At 60.3% G+C, this 18,387-nt stretch carries 20 protein-coding genes and 1 tRNA gene; 5 read left to right on the forward strand and 16 right to left on the reverse strand.

The genetic code is table 11. From position 1 onward, the window contains the following. Positions 1-2: 2 nt before the first annotated feature. From QUE41_RS03385 to rimI, 4 genes are all read left to right on the forward strand, one after another. Positions 3-79, forward strand: a tRNA-Trp gene (locus tag QUE41_RS03385). A gap of 108 nt (positions 80-187) precedes the next feature. Then, positions 188-691 carry a GNAT family N-acetyltransferase gene (locus QUE41_RS03390; RefSeq protein ID WP_286341539.1) on the forward strand — a complete coding sequence of 168 codons (504 nt, stop codon included), beginning with the start codon at positions 188-190 and terminating at the stop codon, positions 689-691. Next, positions 691-1,044 (forward strand): hypothetical protein, encoded by a 354-nt coding sequence (locus tag QUE41_RS03395; protein ID WP_286341540.1) that lies wholly within the window; start codon positions 691-693, stop codon positions 1,042-1,044. Before QUE41_RS03390 ends, QUE41_RS03395 begins: the two co-directional genes overlap by 1 nt. Then, entirely contained in the window at positions 1,041-1,514 is a 474-nt protein-coding gene (rimI, locus tag QUE41_RS03400; protein ID WP_286341541.1) for a ribosomal protein S18-alanine N-acetyltransferase, read from the forward strand. The genes QUE41_RS03395 and rimI overlap by 4 nt, the downstream gene beginning before the upstream one ends. A 13-nt stretch (positions 1,515-1,527) precedes the next feature. On the opposite strand, the gene lipA is transcribed toward rimI, so the two are convergent. The 14 genes from lipA to leuS all read right to left on the reverse strand — a co-directional run bounded on the left by lipA (position 1,528) and on the right by leuS (position 15,186). Continuing rightward, positions 1,528-2,496, reverse strand: a complete 969-nt coding sequence (gene lipA / locus QUE41_RS03405; RefSeq protein ID WP_286341542.1) for a lipoyl synthase — start codon at positions 2,494-2,496, stop codon at positions 1,528-1,530. Next, complete coding sequence (gene lipB / locus QUE41_RS03410) at positions 2,489-3,142, reverse strand: lipoyl(octanoyl) transferase LipB (RefSeq protein WP_286341543.1); 654 nt, start codon at positions 3,140-3,142, stop codon at positions 2,489-2,491. Before lipB ends, lipA begins: the two co-directional genes overlap by 8 nt. Positions 3,143-3,216: 74 nt before the next feature. After that, on the reverse strand, positions 3,217-3,483 hold the full coding sequence (ybeD, locus tag QUE41_RS03415) for a DUF493 family protein YbeD (RefSeq protein ID WP_286342900.1): 267 nt from the start codon (positions 3,481-3,483) through the stop codon (positions 3,217-3,219). A 131-nt stretch (positions 3,484-3,614) separates the two neighbouring features. Next, positions 3,615-4,781 carry a serine hydrolase gene (locus QUE41_RS03420; RefSeq protein ID WP_286341544.1) on the reverse strand — a complete coding sequence of 389 codons (1,167 nt, stop codon included), beginning with the start codon at positions 4,779-4,781 and terminating at the stop codon, positions 3,615-3,617. An 82-nt stretch (positions 4,782-4,863) separates the two neighbouring features. Continuing rightward, positions 4,864-5,667: a septal ring lytic transglycosylase RlpA family protein gene (locus tag QUE41_RS03425; RefSeq protein WP_286341545.1), complete on the reverse strand. Its 804-nt coding sequence runs from the start codon at positions 5,665-5,667 to the stop codon at positions 4,864-4,866. Then, the gene (gene mltB, locus QUE41_RS03430) at positions 5,654-6,610 is read right to left on the reverse strand and encodes a lytic murein transglycosylase B (protein ID WP_286341546.1); all 957 of its coding nucleotides are present in this window, start codon (positions 6,608-6,610) and stop codon (positions 5,654-5,656) included. The genes QUE41_RS03425 and mltB overlap by 14 nt, the downstream gene beginning before the upstream one ends. A 14-nt stretch (positions 6,611-6,624) precedes the next feature. Next, positions 6,625-7,734 (reverse strand): rod shape-determining protein RodA, encoded by a 1,110-nt coding sequence (gene rodA, locus QUE41_RS03435; protein ID WP_286341547.1) that lies wholly within the window; start codon positions 7,732-7,734, stop codon positions 6,625-6,627. Next, a complete protein-coding gene (gene mrdA, locus QUE41_RS03440) occupies positions 7,724-9,601 on the reverse strand; it encodes a penicillin-binding protein 2 (RefSeq protein WP_286341548.1) in 1,878 nt (625 codons plus the stop codon). The genes rodA and mrdA overlap by 11 nt, the downstream gene beginning before the upstream one ends. Next, a complete protein-coding gene (rlmH, locus tag QUE41_RS03445; RefSeq protein ID WP_286341549.1) occupies positions 9,602-10,069 on the reverse strand; it encodes a 23S rRNA (pseudouridine(1915)-N(3))-methyltransferase RlmH in 468 nt (155 codons plus the stop codon). 3 nt (positions 10,070-10,072) lie between these two features. Continuing rightward, complete coding sequence (rsfS, locus tag QUE41_RS03450; protein ID WP_028110475.1) at positions 10,073-10,408, reverse strand: ribosome silencing factor; 336 nt, start codon at positions 10,406-10,408, stop codon at positions 10,073-10,075. Positions 10,409-10,443: 35 nt separating this feature from the next. After that, a complete protein-coding gene (nadD, locus tag QUE41_RS03455) occupies positions 10,444-11,097 on the reverse strand; it encodes a nicotinate-nucleotide adenylyltransferase (protein ID WP_286341550.1) in 654 nt (217 codons plus the stop codon). Beyond that, positions 11,088-12,107 (reverse strand): DNA polymerase III subunit delta, encoded by a 1,020-nt coding sequence (holA, locus tag QUE41_RS03460; protein ID WP_286341551.1) that lies wholly within the window; start codon positions 12,105-12,107, stop codon positions 11,088-11,090. Before holA ends, nadD begins: the two co-directional genes overlap by 10 nt. After that, positions 12,108-12,596, reverse strand: coding sequence for an LPS-assembly lipoprotein LptE (locus QUE41_RS03465; protein ID WP_286341552.1), 489 nt, complete (start codon positions 12,594-12,596; stop codon positions 12,108-12,110). It abuts the gene before it with no gap. Between the two features lie 10 nt (positions 12,597-12,606). Then, entirely contained in the window at positions 12,607-15,186 is a 2,580-nt protein-coding gene (leuS, locus tag QUE41_RS03470) for a leucine--tRNA ligase (protein WP_286342901.1), read from the reverse strand. A 301-nt stretch (positions 15,187-15,487) separates the two neighbouring features. Here leuS and QUE41_RS03475 point away from each other — a divergent pair, with 301 nt between their 5' ends. Beyond that, complete coding sequence (locus QUE41_RS03475) at positions 15,488-15,991, forward strand: zinc ribbon-containing protein (RefSeq protein WP_286341553.1); 504 nt, start codon at positions 15,488-15,490, stop codon at positions 15,989-15,991. On the opposite strand, the gene lnt is transcribed toward QUE41_RS03475, so the two are convergent. Further along, on the reverse strand, positions 15,915-17,480 hold the full coding sequence (lnt, locus tag QUE41_RS03480) for an apolipoprotein N-acyltransferase (RefSeq protein ID WP_286341554.1): 1,566 nt from the start codon (positions 17,478-17,480) through the stop codon (positions 15,915-15,917). The genes QUE41_RS03475 and lnt overlap by 77 nt on opposite strands. Next, positions 17,480-18,370 (reverse strand): CNNM family magnesium/cobalt transport protein CorC, encoded by an 891-nt coding sequence (gene corC / locus QUE41_RS03485; RefSeq protein WP_286341555.1) that lies wholly within the window; start codon positions 18,368-18,370, stop codon positions 17,480-17,482. The genes lnt and corC overlap by 1 nt, the downstream gene beginning before the upstream one ends. Between the last annotated feature and the right edge of the window lie 17 nt (positions 18,371-18,387).

The raw sequence follows: 18,387 nt of genomic DNA on the forward strand, positions 1-18,387 counted from the left end.
CTAGGGGTGTAGTTCCAATTGGTAGAACAGCGGTCTCCAAAACCGATGGTTGCGGGTTCGAGTCCTGCCACCCCTGCCACATTCCAGACGGCCCGCAGAGAAATCTGCGGGCCGTTTTGCGTTTACCCTCCCACGCGCTACCCGGCTGGTATACACTGAGCCATCAAATCCACTGGACAGTTTGTTGATGTCTTCCTTTTCCATACGCCCCATGGTGGCGAGTGACCTGACTGCCGTGGCGGAGATCTATCGCCAACGCAGCTGTGTCGAAAACTCTCTGCATACGCCTTTCATGTCAGAAGATGAGTGGCGAGCAAGATTGCAGCAGATGGGGCGCGACCTTCAATGCCTGGTCGCGGTACGAGATGACCAGGTGCTGGGCCATGCCTGCCTGATCACTTTCGGCACCGAACCCCGGCGACGTCATGCGGGCAGCCTGGGCGTGGTGGTTCATTCGGACTGCAGGAGACAGGGAGTGGCGTCGAGCCTGTTGCGAGAGCTGATTGATACCTGTGACAACTGGCTCGGGATCAGTCGTATCGAACTCGAAGTCTTTGCGTCCAATGAGGGAGCGATTGCTCTGTATCGTAACCTGGGCTTTTGTGAAGAGGGACGGATGAAGGGGTTTGCTTATCGCAATGGCCAGTTGGAGGATGCGATCCTGATGGCAAGATATGAGGGAGTGGAGTGATGAAGGGTGACACCGGGCAAAGAGCACGCTTTCTGGCGACTCTGGGGTTCACTCAGTGGCAGCTTAGGGAAGAGTACTCAGAAGGCACACAGAGCGACACTGTGGCCTCTGAAGGCCAGCACAAGCATCATGGGCTGACCATCAGTGTACAGGGGCTCTCCGAGGCATTGAGTGACGATATCAAGCTGGCCCTGCATCTGCTGGACCTGACGGAGTCCCTGGTTGAAGAAGGCGCCGGTGGCAAACTGGTGGTGTGCCAGGATGGCGAGGTGCATCTTGCGCTGACGTCGGATGAACTTGGGTCTCCCCGGGGTAAGCGCCGGCTGTGGTCGGTGCTGAGGGAGGTCGCGTGAGTCATCGCTTTGTGCCTATGGACTCGGTTGAGCTGGATGAGCTGTTTGTCATCGAGCAGTCGTGCCACTCCTTTCCCTGGAGCAGAAACACTCTGGCCAGCTGCATCGGCAGCGGTTATCAGGGAGAGGCGCTGATCTGGGGTGGTCGCGCCGTGGGTTACTACATCACCCAGATTGTAGTGGGTGAGGCGACCCTGATGAACATCTGCATCCTGCCGGAGCTTCGGGGGCAGGGGCTGGGCAGGCATCTTCTGCATCGTTGTCTGCAGCGGCTCAGCAGTGAGCAGGCGGATTGTTGTTTCCTGGAGGTGAGGGCCGGCAATAAGCCCGCCCTGGGCCTGTACAGGGAGATCGGCTTTGAGCCCCTGGCGGTCCGCAAAGGCTATTACCAGGGGGAGGCCGGTCGTGAAGATGCGGTGATCATGAAGCTGACCCTGGATGAGAACCCCATGTGTAAAAAAGGAGCCTGACGGCTCCTTTTTTCTATTTGACCTCTTTGCCCTGGGCCTGGAGGTCGGCGTGATAGCTGGACCTGACCAGAGGGCCACAGGCGGACTGGGTGAAGCCCAGTTCCAGAGAGTAGTCTCTCAGCTGATCAAACTCCGCCGGCGGCACGTAGCGCTCTACGGGCAGGTGGTGCCTGCTCGGTTGCAGGTACTGACCCAGGGTCAGCATCTCAACGTTATGAGCACGCAGATCTCTCAGTACCTCCTGGATCTCCTCATTGGTTTCACCCAGGCCCATCATCAGTCCGGACTTGGTGGGCACATCGGGGTGAAGTTCCTTGAACTTCTTCAGCAGATCCAGGGACCACTGGTAGTTGGCACCCGGGCGAGCCTTACGGTAGAGGCGAGGCGCGGTTTCCAAGTTGTGGTTGAACACATCCGGCGGCTCGGTGGCCAGGATCTCCAGGGCACGGTCGATGCGGCCGCGGAAGTCCGGCACCAGAATCTCAATCTTGATGTGAGGCGACAGGGCGCGGATTTCGCGAACGCAGTCGGCAAAGTGCTGGGCGCCGCCGTCACGAAGGTCATCCCGGTCTACCGAGGTGATCACCACATACTTGAGCTTCATGTCGCGGATGGTTCTGGCCAGCTTGACCGGCTCTTCAGGGTCCGGCTTCAGCGGGCGGCCATGGGCCACGTCGCAGAAGGGGCAGCGGCGGGTGCAGATCGCCCCAAGAATCATAAAGGTGGCGGTGCCGTGGTTGAAACACTCGGACAGGTTGGGGCAGGAAGCCTCCTCACAGACTGAGTGCAGTCCATGCTTGCGCATGGCGCTCTTAACTTCATCGATCTTCTGACTGGAAGCGGGCAGCTTAACCCTCAGCCAGTCGGGCTTGCGGAGCATCTCTTGCCGATCAGTGGGGACCACTTTCACGGGGATGCGGGCGACCTTCTCGGCATCACGCAGTTTGACGCCGGGAACCAGCCGCTGTGGGCGTTCACTCATGGGGCAATCCTTCACTCAGGGTCAGCTGGGTGTAGCCCAGCTTGTTATAGAATATCTGTGCCAGCTCATCGGCGGCATCGGAGACGGTCTTGGGGCCACCCAGGTGGGAGGTCTGGACCATCTCCATCCCGGCGTAACCGCAGGGATTGATTCTCAGAAAGGGGCTGATGTCCATGTCGACGTTCAGGGCCAGTCCGTGGAATGAGCAGCCTTTGCGGATTCTCAGGCCCAGGGAAGCCACCTTGCGGTCATCCACATAGACGCCGGGGGCATCGGCTTTGGCGTAGGCGGTGATGTCGTAGGGAGCCAGGAGATCAATCAGGCTTTGCTCGATGTGGGTCACCAGCTGGCGAACTCCAATGCCCAGCCGTTTGATGTTCAGCAGTGGGTAGGCCACCAGCTGTCCCGGGCCGTGATAGGTTACCTGGCCGCCTCTGTCGACCTGAACCACAGGGATGTCGCCGGTATTGAGCAGGTGCTCCTCTTTGCCTGCCTGGCCCTGGGTAAAGACCGGGGCGTGTTCAAGCAGCCAAAGCTCGTCGGCATCGTCCTGAGTTCGGGTGTCGGTGAAGTGCTGCATCGCCTGCCAGACGGGCTCATAGGGCTGTAGCCCCAGGCGACGCACGATAAGAGTTTTTGCGACCAATCCGTTATCACGCCTTGTGGGAAGAGATAGGCCGCATTATACCTGCACAAGGCATAAATGCCAGATGGATCACATTATAGAACCCGGATTACGCCGTCGATTGCGCCAAGCTCGGTATACAAAGTTTCCAGCTGCTCCTTGCTGGTGGCGGTGATGTTGATGGTCACCGAGTGGTAGCTTCCTTTGCTGCTGGGGCGTACAGAGGGTTGGTAGTCCCCTGGGGCATGGGTCTGGATCACCGCCACCACCTTGTCGGGCAGGGCCTCATCGGCATGACCGATTACCTTAAACGGAAAACGGCAGGGGAACTCCAGAAGTTCGTCAAATTTGGTATCCATGATTACTCCAACAGGATTTGTTCGGCTGCAGCCGTTATGGGGATTAGTGTATCAAATTTCAATCGTCGCCAATGAAAAAGGCCTGCTTTCGCAGGCCTTCACTGTTCAGGGAGCCCAGCTTTAGGGCGTCACCCTTAGTTAAACCAGCTCATCACCAGCAGCTTGATGTAGTCGATCAGCTTGGAGAACCAGGAGCCCTCTTCTACATCCTGCAGAGCCACCAGCTTGTACTCGGCGATGTCCTTGCCGTCCAGCTGGAAGTAGAGCTTGCCCACCACCTGGCCTTTGGACAGGGGAGCCTTGAGCTCTTCGGTCAGCTCGAAGTTGGCTTCCAGCTTTTCCGCCTGACCACGGTAGATGGTCACCGGAGTGTCTTCCAGCACGCCCAGGCTTACTTCGGGCTGGCTGCCGTACCAGATCTTGTGGCTGACAAACTGGTCACCGGCCTTGTAAGGGGTAATGGTTTCGAAGAAGCGGAAGCCGTAGTTCAGCAGCTTCTTACTCTCGGCTTCGCGGGAGGAGGCGCTCTTGGCTCCCATTACCACGCTCACCAGGCGCATGTCGCCGCGCTTGGCAGAGGCCACCAGGCTGTAGCCGGCGTTGCTGGTGTGGCCGGTCTTGATGCCGTCCACGCCCAGGCTGCGATCCCACAACAGGCCGTTACGGTTATGCTGACGGATCTTGTTGAAGGTGAACTCCTTCTCCGCGTACAGGGCATACTCCTCCGGCACATCCCGAATCAGCGATTGCCCCAGCAGCGCCATGTCGTAGGCGGTGGTGTAGTGTTCATCGTTATCCAGGCCGTGGGCGTTGGCGAAATGGGTGTCCATCATCCCCAACTGGGTGCTCCAGGCGTTCATCAGGTCGGTGAAGGCGCCCTGGCTGCCGGCAACGTGCTCGGCGATGGCCACACAGGCGTCGTTACCGGACTGGATCACCATGCCCCGGTTCAGATCTTCCAGCAATACCTCTTTGCCCACCTCGATGAACATCTTGGAGGAGTCTGGGAAGTTCTTGGACCAGGCGTTCTTGCTGATCTTGACCTTGTCGGTGAGTTTGACGTTGCCCTGAGCCAGCTCCTGGCCCAGTACATAGGAGGTCATCATCTTGGTCAGGCTGGCAGGTGCCCGACGGTCGTAAGCGTTCTCTTCAGCCAGGATCTGCCCGGTCTGAAAATCCATCAATACATAGGAGGTGGCGTTTACCGACGGAGGATTCGGCACCACGGCTGGAATGGCGGTGGCGGAGGCGGCAAACAGCAGGCCTGACAGGCCCAAAAGCGAGTGCTTCAGATTTTTCATAATGACTAGACTGGAATCCTGTGCGTTTGATGTTAGTCGTGTGTCCTTAACACCGAAAGGGGAGTATATCACTTGGTTCCCTTTACCGGACAAAAGTTTCCGGCGCATCGGAACTTTCATAAACCGTAAAGGCTCCGGGGTAGCCCGCGGCCTTTATGGTGTTCAGCATCTCCCGGCTGCGAAAGGGATCCTCTATGGGTCCCAGCTGCAGCTTGTATAAACCACCCTGCCTCAGCAGACGGCTGCCGACGCCATAGGTTTGCTCAAGCTCAATGGCCAGCTGTTGCAGTGCCTGTTCGTTGGAGGAGGCGGTCAACTGCAGGTACTGACTCACTTGGGCTTGAGGCAGCAGAGGCGCGGGGTTGGGTTCGGTGGCCAGGGCTTCGATGCGCACCTTGGCGGTACCCTGTTTCAGCATGCCGAGATGGAAGGCGGCGGCATAGGAAAGATCGATCAGCCGGTTGCCATGGAAGGGGCCACGATCATTGGCCCGCACCACCACACTCTGTCCATTGTCCAGATTGGTGACCCGCAAATAGGTGGGCAGAGGCAAACTCTTATGGGCGGCACTGAAGCCGTACATGTCGTAGGTTTCGCCATTGGAGGTGAGGTGGCCATGGAATTTGGCACCGTACCAGGAGGCGGTGCCCTCTTCCACATAACCTGAGGCACTTTTCATCACCTGGTAGTTGCGGCCAAACACCATGTAGTCCTTGTTGCCCTGCTTGCTGGGGGCCTCGTACCTGGGCCTGGGTTGCTCCAGCTGACTCACATCCGGCGCGTTGTTCGGGGCCCTGTCCTCGGACATGTGGTAGCGGCCACTGCTGCACCCGGCCAGCAGCCCCAGGGTCAAAAGCCCGGCAAGGGCGAGCTTAAGGTTGGTCATAGGCATCCTGAAGCCTCTTGGCAAACTCGACCGCCGCCATGGCATAGAGCGGGCTGCGGTTGTACCGGGTGATGGTGTAGAAGTTCGGGAACACCTGATAGTACTGAGTGTCGGTTTCACTGCTCTCCAGTGCCAGCAGGGCTGCCTTGTCCGCATCCGCCCCCTGAACCCGGGCGCCACTGGCTTTGAGCTGACCCACGGTGGCGGTCAGGGGCTTGCCGTTCCACATCAGCGCCTTGGCAGGCTCATTGGTGGGGGCATCGATGGCGGCGGCGGCCGGAGCTTGGTGGGACCACTTGTGCTCGGCAAAGTAGTTGGCCACGCTGCCGATGGCGTCCACCGGGTTGTTCAACAGATCCCGTTTGCCGTCGCCGTCGAAATCTACCGAGTAGGCCAGGTAACTGGAGGGGATGAACTGGCCCCAGCCCATGGCACCGGCGTAGGAGCCCTTGGTGTCACCCAGGGTCCAGCCTTCCTGTTGGGCCAGGGTCAGGTAGTGGCCCAGCTCGGAAGCGAAGAACTTGGCGCGCTTGGGATAGTAGAACCCCAGGGTATAGAGGGCATCCAATACCGGATAAGTACCGGTGTGGCGGCCATAGCGGGTTTCGATGCCGATGATGGCGACGATCATCGAGGCATCCACGCCAAACTGGGCTTCAGCCCGCTCAAGGGTCTCCTTATGCTCCTGCCAGAAGGCGATGCCATCCTCGACCCGCTCTTGAGTCAGGAACAGCTGACGGTACTGATACCAGGGTTTGGCTTCCCAGGGTGTGGAGATGGCATCCAGCACCTTCTGATTCTTGCTGGCCTGCTCCAGGGCCTGTTCGATGTAGCTGCGATCCAGGCCTTTGGCGGTCCACTCCTGGACAAACTGCTGTTGAGGCGTCATGGCGAAGGCGGCACTGGAGAAACCCAGTGCCGAAAGGAGTAACCATTTGGTCATTATTAGCTTCCCGGCTATCTGCTGTTAAAGCGTCTGTGGGTATGTATAGCCATGAGCATGCCAAATCCCGCCATCAATGTCAGCATGGATGTGCCGCCATAGGAGACCAGGGGCAGGGGAACGCCAACCACGGGCAGGATGCCGGAGACCATGCCGATGTTGACGAACACATAGACGAAGAAGGTCAGGATGATGCTGCCACCAAGCAGCCGGGCAAAGGGGGTCTGGGCTCTGGAGGCGATCACCAGGCCGCGGCCGACGATAAACAGGTAGATGGCCAGCAGCACCAGGGCACCGATCAGACCAAACTCTTCCCCCAATACCGCGAAGATAAAGTCGGTATGACGCTCAGGAAGAAATTGTAACTGGGATTGTGTGCCGCCGAGCCAGCCCTTGCCGGAGAGTCCACCGGAGCCAATGGCGATCTTGGATTGGATGATGTGGTAGCCCGCTCCCAGGGGATCCTTTTCCGGATCCAGCAGGGTCAGTACCCGGGTCCGCTGATAGTCCTTCATCAGGTAGAACCAGAGCACCGGCAGGAAGGCCAGCACGCTCAGAATACAGCCGGCCACCACGGCCCAGCTCATGCCTGCCAGGAACAGCACAAAGACCCCGGAGGCAGCCACCAGGATGGAGGTGCCCAGATCCGGCTGGGAGGCAATCAGCAGGGTGGGCACTAACAGGATGGCGGCACCACCGGCCAGGTAGCGCTTCTTCGGCGGCAGGGGATAGCGGCTGATGTACCAGGCCATGGTGATGGGGAAGGCCAGCTTCATCAGCTCCGAAGGCTGAAACTCCATGAAGCCCAGGTTAAGCCAGCGCTGCGCCCCCTTGTTTACCTCTCCAAAGAGCTCTACCGCCACCAGCAGGGCGATGCCCACCAGGAAGATGGGCAGGGCCCAGCGGCGGAACACCTCTGGGTTGATCTGGGCGATGGCGAACATCACGGTCAGGGAGAGACCGATTCGCACCAGCTGTTTCTCCAGCATCAGCGGGCTCTGGCCACTGGCGGCGTAGAGCACCATCAGGCCAAAGCCCATCAGGGTGAGGATGCCAAGGAGCAGAGGCAGGTCGATGTGCAGGCGCACCCAGAGGTTGGGGCCTTTGCGTACTCTAGTGTTCATTGGTCTTGGCGATCTCCTGGCTGGTTGAGTCAGGCTTGGGTTCCAGGTAGTGATCCAGCAGGGCACGGGCGATGGGGCCGGCATTGGCGCCACCCCAGCCGGCGTTTTCCAGCACCACGGTCAGGGCGATGGTGGGGTTCTCCGCCGGGGCATAGCCGACGATCAGGGCGTTGTCCCTCAGATGCTCGGCGATCTTGTCCTTCTCATACTTGGCGTCTTCCGCCAGGCCAAACACCTGAGCAGTACCTGTCTTGATGGCGGCGGTGTAGGAGGCGTCGGCGAAGCGTCCCTCGGCGGTTTTCACCATGGCGTCGTGGACGATCTGCCAGGCGTTGTCGTTCTTCAGGACCAGGGGGCGACGCTCCGAGGGTTCGGTCAGCGCCATCTGACCCTCCTGCCCCTTGGCGCGAAGCAGGTGGGGGGTAAAGTGCCGGCCCTTGTTGATCAGTACGGTCAGGGCTTCGGTGAGCTGCAGTGGCGTGGTGGTCCAGTAGCCCTGGCCAATGCCCACTGAGATGGTATCCCCTATGTACCAGGGTTCCTTGTAGCGCACCTGCTTCCAGTCCCGGGAGGGCATGATGCCAGCAGACTCCTCCTTCAGATCCACCCCGGAGTACTGGCCAAAGCCAAACTCCAGCATGTAGCGGCTGATGGTGTCGATGCCCATGTCATAGGCCAGCTGGTAGAAGTAGGTGTCATTGGATTTGATCAGGGCGTCATAGACGTCCACCCAGCCGTGCCCCCAGCGTTTCCAGTTGCGGTACTTGCGTTCCACCCCGGGGATCTGCCACCAACCCGGATCCCAGATGCGGGTCTTCACGGTAATCTTACCCTCCTCCAGGCCCACCAGCGCCAGCATTGGCTTGACGGTGGAGGCGGGGGCATACTGCCCCTGAGTCGCCCGGTTGATCAGTGGGCGGGAGCGGTCGTTGAGCAGGTTTCGATAATCCTTGCCGCTGATGCCGTGAACGAACAGGTTGGGGTCGTAGCTGGGGTTGGAGACCATGGCCAGGATGCCACCATCTCGGGGATCGATGGCCACCAGGGCGCCGCGGTGGTCCTTCAGCAGCTCCTGGGCCTTCTGCTGCAGAGACAGATCCAGGCTGAGGTAGAGGTCGTCCCCAGCCTTGGGGGCGGTGGTGTTCAGGGTGCGCACCACCCGTCCCCGGCTGTTGACCTCGACCTCCTGCAGGCCGGGTATGCCATGGAGCTCCTGCTCATAGAAGCGCTCCACCCCCAGCTTGCCGATATCCTTGGTGGCGGCATAGAGGGCGGCTTTGCCCTCCGCCTCAAGATTGGCCACGTCATTGCTGTTGATGCGGGCCACGTAGCCCAGGGCGTGGGTCAGGCTGTCCTTGAAGGGGTAGTTACGCTTGAGGCCAGCGGCGATTTGAAACCCGGGGAAGCGGTGCTGATTGACGCTGAACTTGGCCACCTGATCTTCGCTGAGTTTGCTGAGCAAAGTGGTGGACTTGAAGCTGCGGCGGGCCTTGACCCGGTCGAGGAACTCCTGCTGATCACTGTCCGGAATGGCGAATAGCTGCGCCAGCTCGGTGAGGCTCTGCTCCAGGTGTTTCGCCTGCTCTGGGATCACTTCCAGGGAGTAGACAGGCTGGTTCTCTGCCAGCAGCACTCCATGGCGGTCATAGATGAGTCCGCGATTGGGGGCAACCGGCACCACCCGGATGCGGTTGTCATTGGAGCGGGTCTGGTATTCGCTGTGGTCGACGACCTGAATGACGTAGAGATTGCTCAGCAGTATGCCGATCAGAGCCAGCACGCCAAAGAGTGAGACCACGGCCCGTCTGCGGAACAGGGCGGCCTCGGCGGCGTCGTCGCGGATCTTGGTACGCTGATAAAAACGCATTTACTCTCTGTGATACGGGTGGTTGTTGTTGATGCTCCAGGCCCGGTACAGGCTCTCCGCCATGATTACCCGAACCAGAGGGTGAGGCAAGGTCAGATTGGAGAGGGACCAGCTCTGTTCTGCGGCGGCTTTGCAGGCGGGCGCCAGTCCTTCGGGGCCGCCGATGAGGATGGCGACGTCCCGCCCATCCATCTGCCAGCGCTCCAGCTGCTTCGCCAGTTGGGGGGTATCCCAGGGCTTGCCGGGGATGTCCAGGGTGACGATGCGACACCCCTGGCAAACCGCCAACATTGCCTCACCCTCCTTCTCCAGGATGCGGGGGATGTCAGCGTTCTTGCCTCGTTTGCCCGCCGGAATCTCAATCAGTTCCAGGGGCAGATCCCGGGGGAAGCGCCGCTGGTACTCGGCGAACCCCTTCTGAACCCAGTCAGGCATCTTGGTGCCGACGGCGATCAGCTTTAACTTCATCGGTTACTTCTGCTCCGGGTGAGCGGACCACAGCTTCTCCAGCTGGTAGAAGTCTCGGGTCTGTTCCTGCATGGAGTGCAGGATCACATCACCCAGATCAACCAGAACCCATTCGCCGGATTCCTTGCCTTCCACGCCCAGAGGGGCCTGGTCGATGCGCTTGGCTTCCAGGGCCACGTTCTCGGCGATGGCACGTACGTGGGTCTTGGAGGTACCGCTGCACACCACCATGAACTCGGCCACGGTGGATTTGTCGCTGATGTCCAGGACCACCAGGTCACGGCACTTCAGCTCTTCAGCTTTTTCTACTACAAAGTCTTTCAGTTCTACGGGGGTCACTGTTGGCTCCCAAGGTTAATTTGCAAAGCGGACCATTATACCCTGCCGCTGGGGGCGACTCCATGGTCATAGAGGCCATTGTGGTCGATATAGTCGGCAACGGCGGCGGGAATGTGGTCTCGGGGCAGCTGACCTGATGCCAGGGCAGCGCGAATGGCGGTGGAGGAGAGCCCCTCGGGCTCCAGATCCGTCAATAGGATCTGACCACAGGGGTTGTCTCTCAGGATGTGAGGCTCAGTGGAAACCACCCGGTTGAATGCGCCCAGTTCAGGGGCGGCAATGCCGTGACGGCGGCAGACCACCAGGTTGGCCAGCTCGAGAATTCTCTCTGGCAGATACCACTGATTAAAACTGGCCAGGGAATCCATGCCGATGATGAAGCACAGAGAGTCATCCGGGTGCTCCTGCCTCAGCTGCTCAAGGGTGTCTACCGTATAGGAGGGCTGTTGACGCTTGAGCTCGCGGTCGTCCACAGAGAGCTGAGGGTGAGGGGCACAGGCCAGTTTTACCATGGCCAGCCGTTGCTCACTGTCGGCGTGGGCGCCGGGCTTATGGGGCGGCAGGCGGTTGGGCAGCAGCCTCAACTCGTCCAGCCCCAGTCGCCGATGCAGCTCCAGGGCCATCTGCAGGTGGCCATTGTGGATGGGATCGAAGGTGCCCCCCAACAGGCCAAGCAGTCTCAGCGACATGGGGTGAACTCCTGATATCGTTGGGCAAAGCCCAGGCAGACTTCACTGATCTCGGTCCAGGGAGAGTCTGCCTCCCCCTTGATGCGCTGCTCCAGTTGGCCGCAGCGTCCCAACAGGGCGGCGATGCGTGCCAGAGGTAAGCGTTGCAGACAACCTCGATAGAGGGGCTGACGCTTGGGCCAGATCTTCAGTTTCTTGAACAGCGCGGCCTGGTTCTCCCCCCGGCTCATTGCCTGCTGCAGTTCCAGCAACAGTTGCAGCTCCCGAATCAGGGCCCAGTTGATCAGCACAGGCGCGGTGTCCTCCTGCTTAAGCTGGCCCAGCACGGTCAGTGCCTTGTCGCACTGTCCCTGAAGCAGCAGGTCAGTCAGTTGGTACACCGTGTATCTGGATTGGTTGGAGAGCAGCTTGGAGAGGGCATCACCGCCGATGCTGCGATTGCCCGCCAGCAGCGCCAGCTGGGCCATCGCCTGGTCGGCAGCCAGCAGGTTGCCCTCGAACATCTCGCCAAACTGAGCCAGGGCATCGGGCTGCAGGTTAACCCCATGATGACGTAGCCGCCCCTGCAGCCAGCGCTGGTAGTGGGGGCCTTCCGGGGTCAGAGCCTGGACATAGAGGCCGGCCGCTTCCAGGGTCTTAAACCACTTGCTGTTGGTTTGCTCCTTGCCCAGTTTGGGGCCATGAAGCAGCAGCAGGGTGTCCTGAAGCGCGGGGGCCAGCTCGGTCAGTACCGCACTGCCGTCGGCACCGGGCTTGCTGTTGGGCAGTTCCAGCTCGATGATTCGGCGGCTGGCGAACAGGGAGAGGGATTGGCACTCCTGTGCCAGATCCTGCCAGTTGAAGGGAGATTCCTGCACCAGGGAGAGGCGTTCGCCGAACCCCTGGTCACGGGCGGCGGCCCGAATCTGATCCCTGGCTTCTTCCCGCAACAGCAGGTCGTCACCAAACACCATGATGATGGCAGGCAGCTGGGTCAGGTGCTGGCCCAGCTGGCTGACAAAGATCCGCATCTACTGAACCTTGATGCTGGAGAGGGTGCGGATAATGCGATCAGCCGCTTCGGCGCGCATCTCCTTGAGCAGCAAATCCAGCTCGCGGTTTTTCGCCAGAGCGGTCCGGGGATCGTCCAGATAGTCGCGGCGGATCTCCAGGTCGAAGCTCTGGGAGGGTTTGCCCTGGAAACCCACGGCAAACTTCACCGAGTAGATCAGCTCATATTCCGCCACCTGGCCAGAGGGGAACAGGGAGAGGGTGGAGCGCTCCAGGTTGTCGTCCCCCAACCAGAGGCGGGGAGCGGTGTCGCTCTCCACCATCGTGATGTCGGAGAGGCGCAGACGCTCGCCCACCAGGCGGTGCAGCTCACCATATTCATCAGAGCTCTCCAGTCGCAGAGTCTGAAGCTGTTCGGGGATCAGATAGTCCCCCTTGAGATGAAAGCCGCAACCGGCACTGACCAGAATGGTCAGTGCCAGCAGGGCGGTCAGAGCGTGTCTCAGCACTCCGATCTCCTTAGTTGGCTACGATGTTGAGCAGCTTGCCTGGCACGTAGATCACCTTGCGCAGGGTCTTGCCATCGGTGAACTTGCTGACGTTCTCCTCGGAGAGGGCCAGCTCCTGAACCTGCTCCTGAGTGGCGTCGGCGGCCACGGTGATGCGGGAGCGAACCTTGCCGTTCACCTGGACCACAATCAGCTTCTCATCTTCGACCATGGCGTCCTTGTCCGCCACAGGCCAGGCCTGGGTGTCGATGTCCCCTTCCAGTCCCAAGGCGTTCCACAGGTGGAAGCACACATGAGGGGTGATGGGGGCCAGCATCTTGACCACGGCCTCAAGGGCTTCCTGCATCAGGGCGCGATCCTGGTCGGACTCCTTGGGTGCCTTGGTCAGCTTGTTCATCAACTCCATAACTGCGGCGATGGCGGTGTTGAAGGTCTGGCGACGACCCAGGTCATCGCCCACTTTGGCGATGGTCTTGTGCAGGTCACGGCGCAGGGCTTTCTGGTCGCCGCTCAGGGCGGTCAGATCCAGGGCCGGGGCCGCGCCCAGGTTGATGTGTTCGAAGGCCAGTTTCCACAAGCGCTTGAGGAAGCGGTTGGCGCCTTCTACGCCGGACTCCTGCCACTCCAGGGTCATCTCTGGTGGGGCGGCAAACATCATGAACAGACGCACGGTGTCGGCGCCGTACTTGTCCACCATCTCCTGAGGGTCGATGCCGTTGTTCTTGGACTTGGACATCTTGGTCATGCCGGAGTGCACCAGCTCACGGCCTTCGCCGTCGGTGGCCTTGACGATGGCGCCTTTGCCATCACGCTCCAGGGTCACCTCGGTAGGGGCTACCCAGACACGCTGGCCGTTGTCGCCGGTGTAGTAGAAGGCGTCACACAGAACCATGCCCTGACACAGCAGGCGCTTAGCGGGCTCGTCAGAGTTCACCAGGCCGGCGTCACGCAGCAGCTTGTGGAAGAAGCGGAAGTAGAGCAGGTGCATGTTGGCGTGCTCGATACCGCCGATGTACTGGTCCACAGGCAGCCAGTAGTTGGCCTTGCTTGGGTCCAGCATGGCGTCGTCGGTGCCGACGCTGGTGTAGCGGGCGTAGTACCAGCTGGACTCCATAAAGGTGTCGAAGGTGTCGGTTTCACGGGTGGCCTTTTCACCGTTGATGGTGGTCTGGGCCCAGGACCGGTCCGCCTTGATGGGGCTGGTTACGCCATCCATCACCACGTCTTCAGGCAGGATCACCGGCAGATCTTCGGCAGGTACGGGTACAGTTTCGCCATTTTCCAGGGTGGCCATCGGGATAGGCGCGCCCCAGTAACGCTGACGGGATACGCCCCAGTCGCGCAGACGGAAATTGGTGGTCTTGTGACCCTTGTTCAGCTCACCCAGCTTGGCGGCGATGGCGTTCAGGGCGCCGTCGAAGTCCAGACCGTCGAACTCGCCGGAGTTGAACAGGATGCCTCTGTCGGTGAAGGCCTGCTCGCTGATGTCCAGCTCGCCGTCGATGGGTTTGATCACCGGCTTGATCTCCAGATCATACTTGGTGGCAAACTCATAGTCACGCTGGTCGTGGGCCGGTACGGCCATTACGGCACCTGTGCCGAAATCCATCAGCACGAAGTTGGCAACGAACACTGGCACCTTGGCACCGGTGAGGGGGTGGATGGCGTACAGGCCGGTGGCCATCCCCTTCTTCTCCATGGTGGCCAGCTCGGCTTCAGCCACCTTGGTGTTCTTGCACTCGTCGATAAAGGCGGCCAGCTCCGGGTTGCTCTCGGCGGCTTTGGTCGCCAGGGGGTGACCGGCGGCGATGCCCACATAGGTCACGCCCATCAGGGTATCGGGGCGGGTGGTGTAGACTTCAACTTTGTCGTTGCTGCCATCCACGTCGAAGGTCATCTCGATGCCTTCGGAGCGGCCGATCCAGTTGCGCTGCATGGTTTTCACCATCTCAGGCCAACCATCCAGCTGGTCCATGTCGCTCAGCAGCTGATCGGCGTAGTCGGTGATCTTCACGAACCACTGGGGGATCTCTTTCTGAACAACCGGAGTGTCACAACGCCAGCAGCAGCCGTCGATCACCTGCTCATTAGCCAGCACGGTCTGGTCGTTCTCACACCAGTTTACTGAGCTGGTCTTCTTGTAGATCAGCCCTTTGTTGTAGAGCTCGGTGAAGAACCACTGCTCCCAGCGGTAGTAATCGGGTTTGCAGGTGGCCAGTTCACGGTTCCAGTCGTACCCGAAGCCCAGCATCTTCAGCTGGCCCTTCATGTAATCGATGTTTTCGTAGGTCCAGGGCGCCGGAGCCGCCTTGTTTTTCACGGCGGCGTTTTCGGCGGGCAGGCCGAAGGCGTCCCAGCCAATGGGCTGGAGCACGTTTTTGCCCTGCATCCGCTGGTAACGGGAGATCACGTCACCAATGGTGTAGTTGCGCACGTGGCCCATGTGTAGACGACCGCTGGGGTAGGGGAACATGGAGAGGCAGTAGAACTTCTCTTTGCCCTCTTGCTCAACGGCGGTGAAGGTTTTTTGCTCTTCCCAGTGACGCTGCACATTGGGTTCGATATCGCTGGGGTTGTATTGCTCTTGCATCGACACGATAGGATCCACGACTGATATTTTGATTTCGAGCCAACTATGGCTCATAAAAAGATCTGCATAGAATAACTCAGCGGGCGGCTAATACCAATGATGGGGTGCGCCGAATTTTCCCGAATTTCCGCGGGCTGCGCCGGGATGGGGGCCGGGTGTTGATTCGCCGGAATCAGGTTACTGCCAGGCGGTTTCCTCCGGGGATATCGGTCTGGCCGAGAATGTGTTATACCAAAGATATCAACGAATTGTGCTGGCGGTTTCGCCGGTACTGTCTGACCAAGCTGCAATGGAGATGGCCATGGCGGAAGAAAAAAGTCGGTTGATTGAACGTTATGAGGCGCTGCTCAGGGAGATGGAGCGTCGTTATCAGGAGGATCCGGACCTGACTCTGGGTCAGCTCAGTCAGGTGCTGACGGACAGCAGTGCCTACCTTCAGCTCAAGGAGAGCCTCTCCGAGGGCGAGTTGGAGATGGTGGAGCAGTTTCTGCGCCGGGATCTGGGTGAGTTTGTGCTGCATGCAGGGGATGAGGTCGAGCAGCCCTCAAGCCTGTTTACCCTTGGGTTGGAAAATACCCTGTGGCAGTGGCTGGCAGAGATCACCGATAAGAGCCAGCTGGAGTGGCATGAACTGGGCGAGGACCTGCGCCACCAGGGGACCTATGAAGCCGGCGAGGTGGTCGGTCTGGGAATTCTGGTGTGTGACAAGTGCGGCCATGAGATGACCTTCAATCGCCCTGACCTTCTGCCGGCTTGCCCTGAGTGTGACCACCGCTTCTTCTCGAGGAAGATGCTGGCACCCTGATGGTCGCCCCAATCAGCGCCAGCAGCGCCAGTAACCAGGCGCTGTTCTGGCCATAGCGGCCAAACACCGTGCTGCCCTGAACCAGGGCCACGTCGCCGGTGAGTACCCCCTCCTCAAATTGAGGCAATTGCGCCTGCATCTTTCCCTGTTCATCCACAATGGCGGTGACGCCATTGTTGGTGACCCTCAGCAGGGGTTTACCCAGCTCCATGGAGCGCATTCTGGCGATCTCCATATGCTGCAGCGGGCCGGTGGAGTGACCAAACCAGGCGTCGTTGGAGACGGTCAGCAGCAGGTCAGTGTCCGGGGTGATGTTGGCCCTGAGCTGCTCGGGGAAGGCGATTTCGTAGCAGATGGCCGGCGCCAGATTCACCTCGCCGGCGCGCAAGTTCTGCTGCACCCGGTCGCCTCGGGTGAAGGAGGACATGGGCAGGTTGAACAGAGGGGCCAGGGGACGCAGCACAGCTTCCAGGGGCACGAACTCGCCGATGGGCAGCAGGTGGCTCTTGTGGTAGCGGTTGTCGTCACCGGGCTGATGGCGCCTAGGCCCGTCATCGTCCCCCAGCACCAGCAGGGAATTAAAGAACTCGCGGGTGATGCTGTCGGCGCTGATGATGCCGGTGATCACATGGGTGCCCCGGAAGGCGGCCGCATGGTCGAAGCTGTTGAGGAAGTCGTCCACCATCATCTCCGGGGCGGGCACCGCCGCCTCCGGCCACACCACCAAGTCCACGTCCATATGAGGACGGCTGAGATCCTGATACTTGAGCAGGGTGGGCCATAGCTGTTCGGGCTGCCACTTGAGGCTCTGGGGGATGTTGCCCTGAACCAGGGCTACGGAGAGGGTGTCGCCGCTGCGCTCTGTGGTGTTCAGTGAGGGCAGGGTGACCAGGGCCAGGGCGGTGGATGCCGGTGCCAGCAGCCACAGCCAGCGGCGGCGCAACAGCATCAGCAGGGCGCCGGCCAGCAGGGCAATAAGCCAGCCCAGCCCCAGGGCGCCCAGGGAACTGGCCAAGGGCGCCAAAGGCCCCTCTACCTGGCTGTAACCCAGCCACAGCCAGGGAAAACCGGTCAGCAGTTTGCCCCTGAGCCATTCGGAAATCAGCCACAGGGCGGAGAAGGCCAGTACCCGGCGGCCCTCTGCACGGGGCCAGAACCGAGCCAGCAACCCCATGGCCAGGGCGGGGAACAGGGCCAGATAACCGGCCAGCAGGGCCATCAGCAGCAGGGATACCGGCAGCGGCAGGCCGCCGAAATTGTCGATGCTCACATGCACCCAGGCGATGCCGTGGGCAAACAGGCCAAAGCCGAAGCCCCAGCCCAGCAGGGCACTGCGTCTGGGAGTCTGCCCCTCACCGAGCCACAACAGGCCCATCAGCGCAGGCAGCAATACCGGGCTGAAGTGATAGGGGGCAAAGGCGAAGGGGGAGAGGGCGCCGCACAGCAGCGCCATCATCAACCGGAGTTTGGGAGAGGGCCGGGACAACATCAGGCGGCAGACTCATCCTCGGTCTGGGGGTTCTGCTTCTCCAGGTTGCGCACCTGCAGTTGCAGCAGCCGGCGGGTGTCGGCGTTGACCACCTTGAACTCGAAGCCTGCCAGTTCCACCTTCTCGCCGCGCATGGGCAGGTGGTTGAAGGCGTGGCTGACGATGCCGCCGATGGTATCGAACTCCTCGTCGGAAAATTCGGAGCCGAAGTGCTCATTGAACTCTTCCACCGGGGTCAGGGCGGCCACGGACCACACCTGCTTGCCCACCTTGCGGATGTTCTGGGACTGGTCTTCGTCGGTGTCGAACTCGTCGCCGATGTCGCCGACGATCTCCTCGAGGATATCCTCGATGGTGACCAGGCCGGATACGCCGCCATACTCATCGACGACGATGGCCATATGGTAGCGTTTCTGACGAAACTCCTTGAGCAACACGTCCACCCGCTTGCTCTCGGGGACCACCACCGCCGGGCGCATGATGGCTTCCAGCTCCACCTCACTGGCGTCGCCACTGAAGCCGTAGGGCAGCAGGTCTTTGGCCAGGAGGATCCCTTCGATGTGGTCTTTGTCCTTGTCCACAACGGGGAAGCGGGAGTGGCCGGATTCGATGATGGTGGACAGGTAGGCGCCCAGATCCTGGTTCTTCTCGATGGCGATAATCTGGGAGCGTGGAATCATCACGTCGCGGACGCGCAGGTCGGAAACCTCCAGCACCCCTTTGATCATCTCTTTGGTGTCCTGGTCAATCAGATCCCGCTCTTCAGCATCCTGGATCACGTCGACCAGCTCTTTGCGGTTTTTCGGCTCACCGCCAAACAGCTGGGAAATGCGCTCAAGCCAGCTCTTTTTAGGAGAGCCCTGGCTCGACGGAGGGTTGTCTTCGTTCATAACTTCTCGTCGTTAAA

It is taken from the genome of Ferrimonas sp. YFM (assembly GCF_030296015.1).
Lineage (GTDB): Bacteria > Pseudomonadota > Gammaproteobacteria > Enterobacterales > Shewanellaceae > Ferrimonas.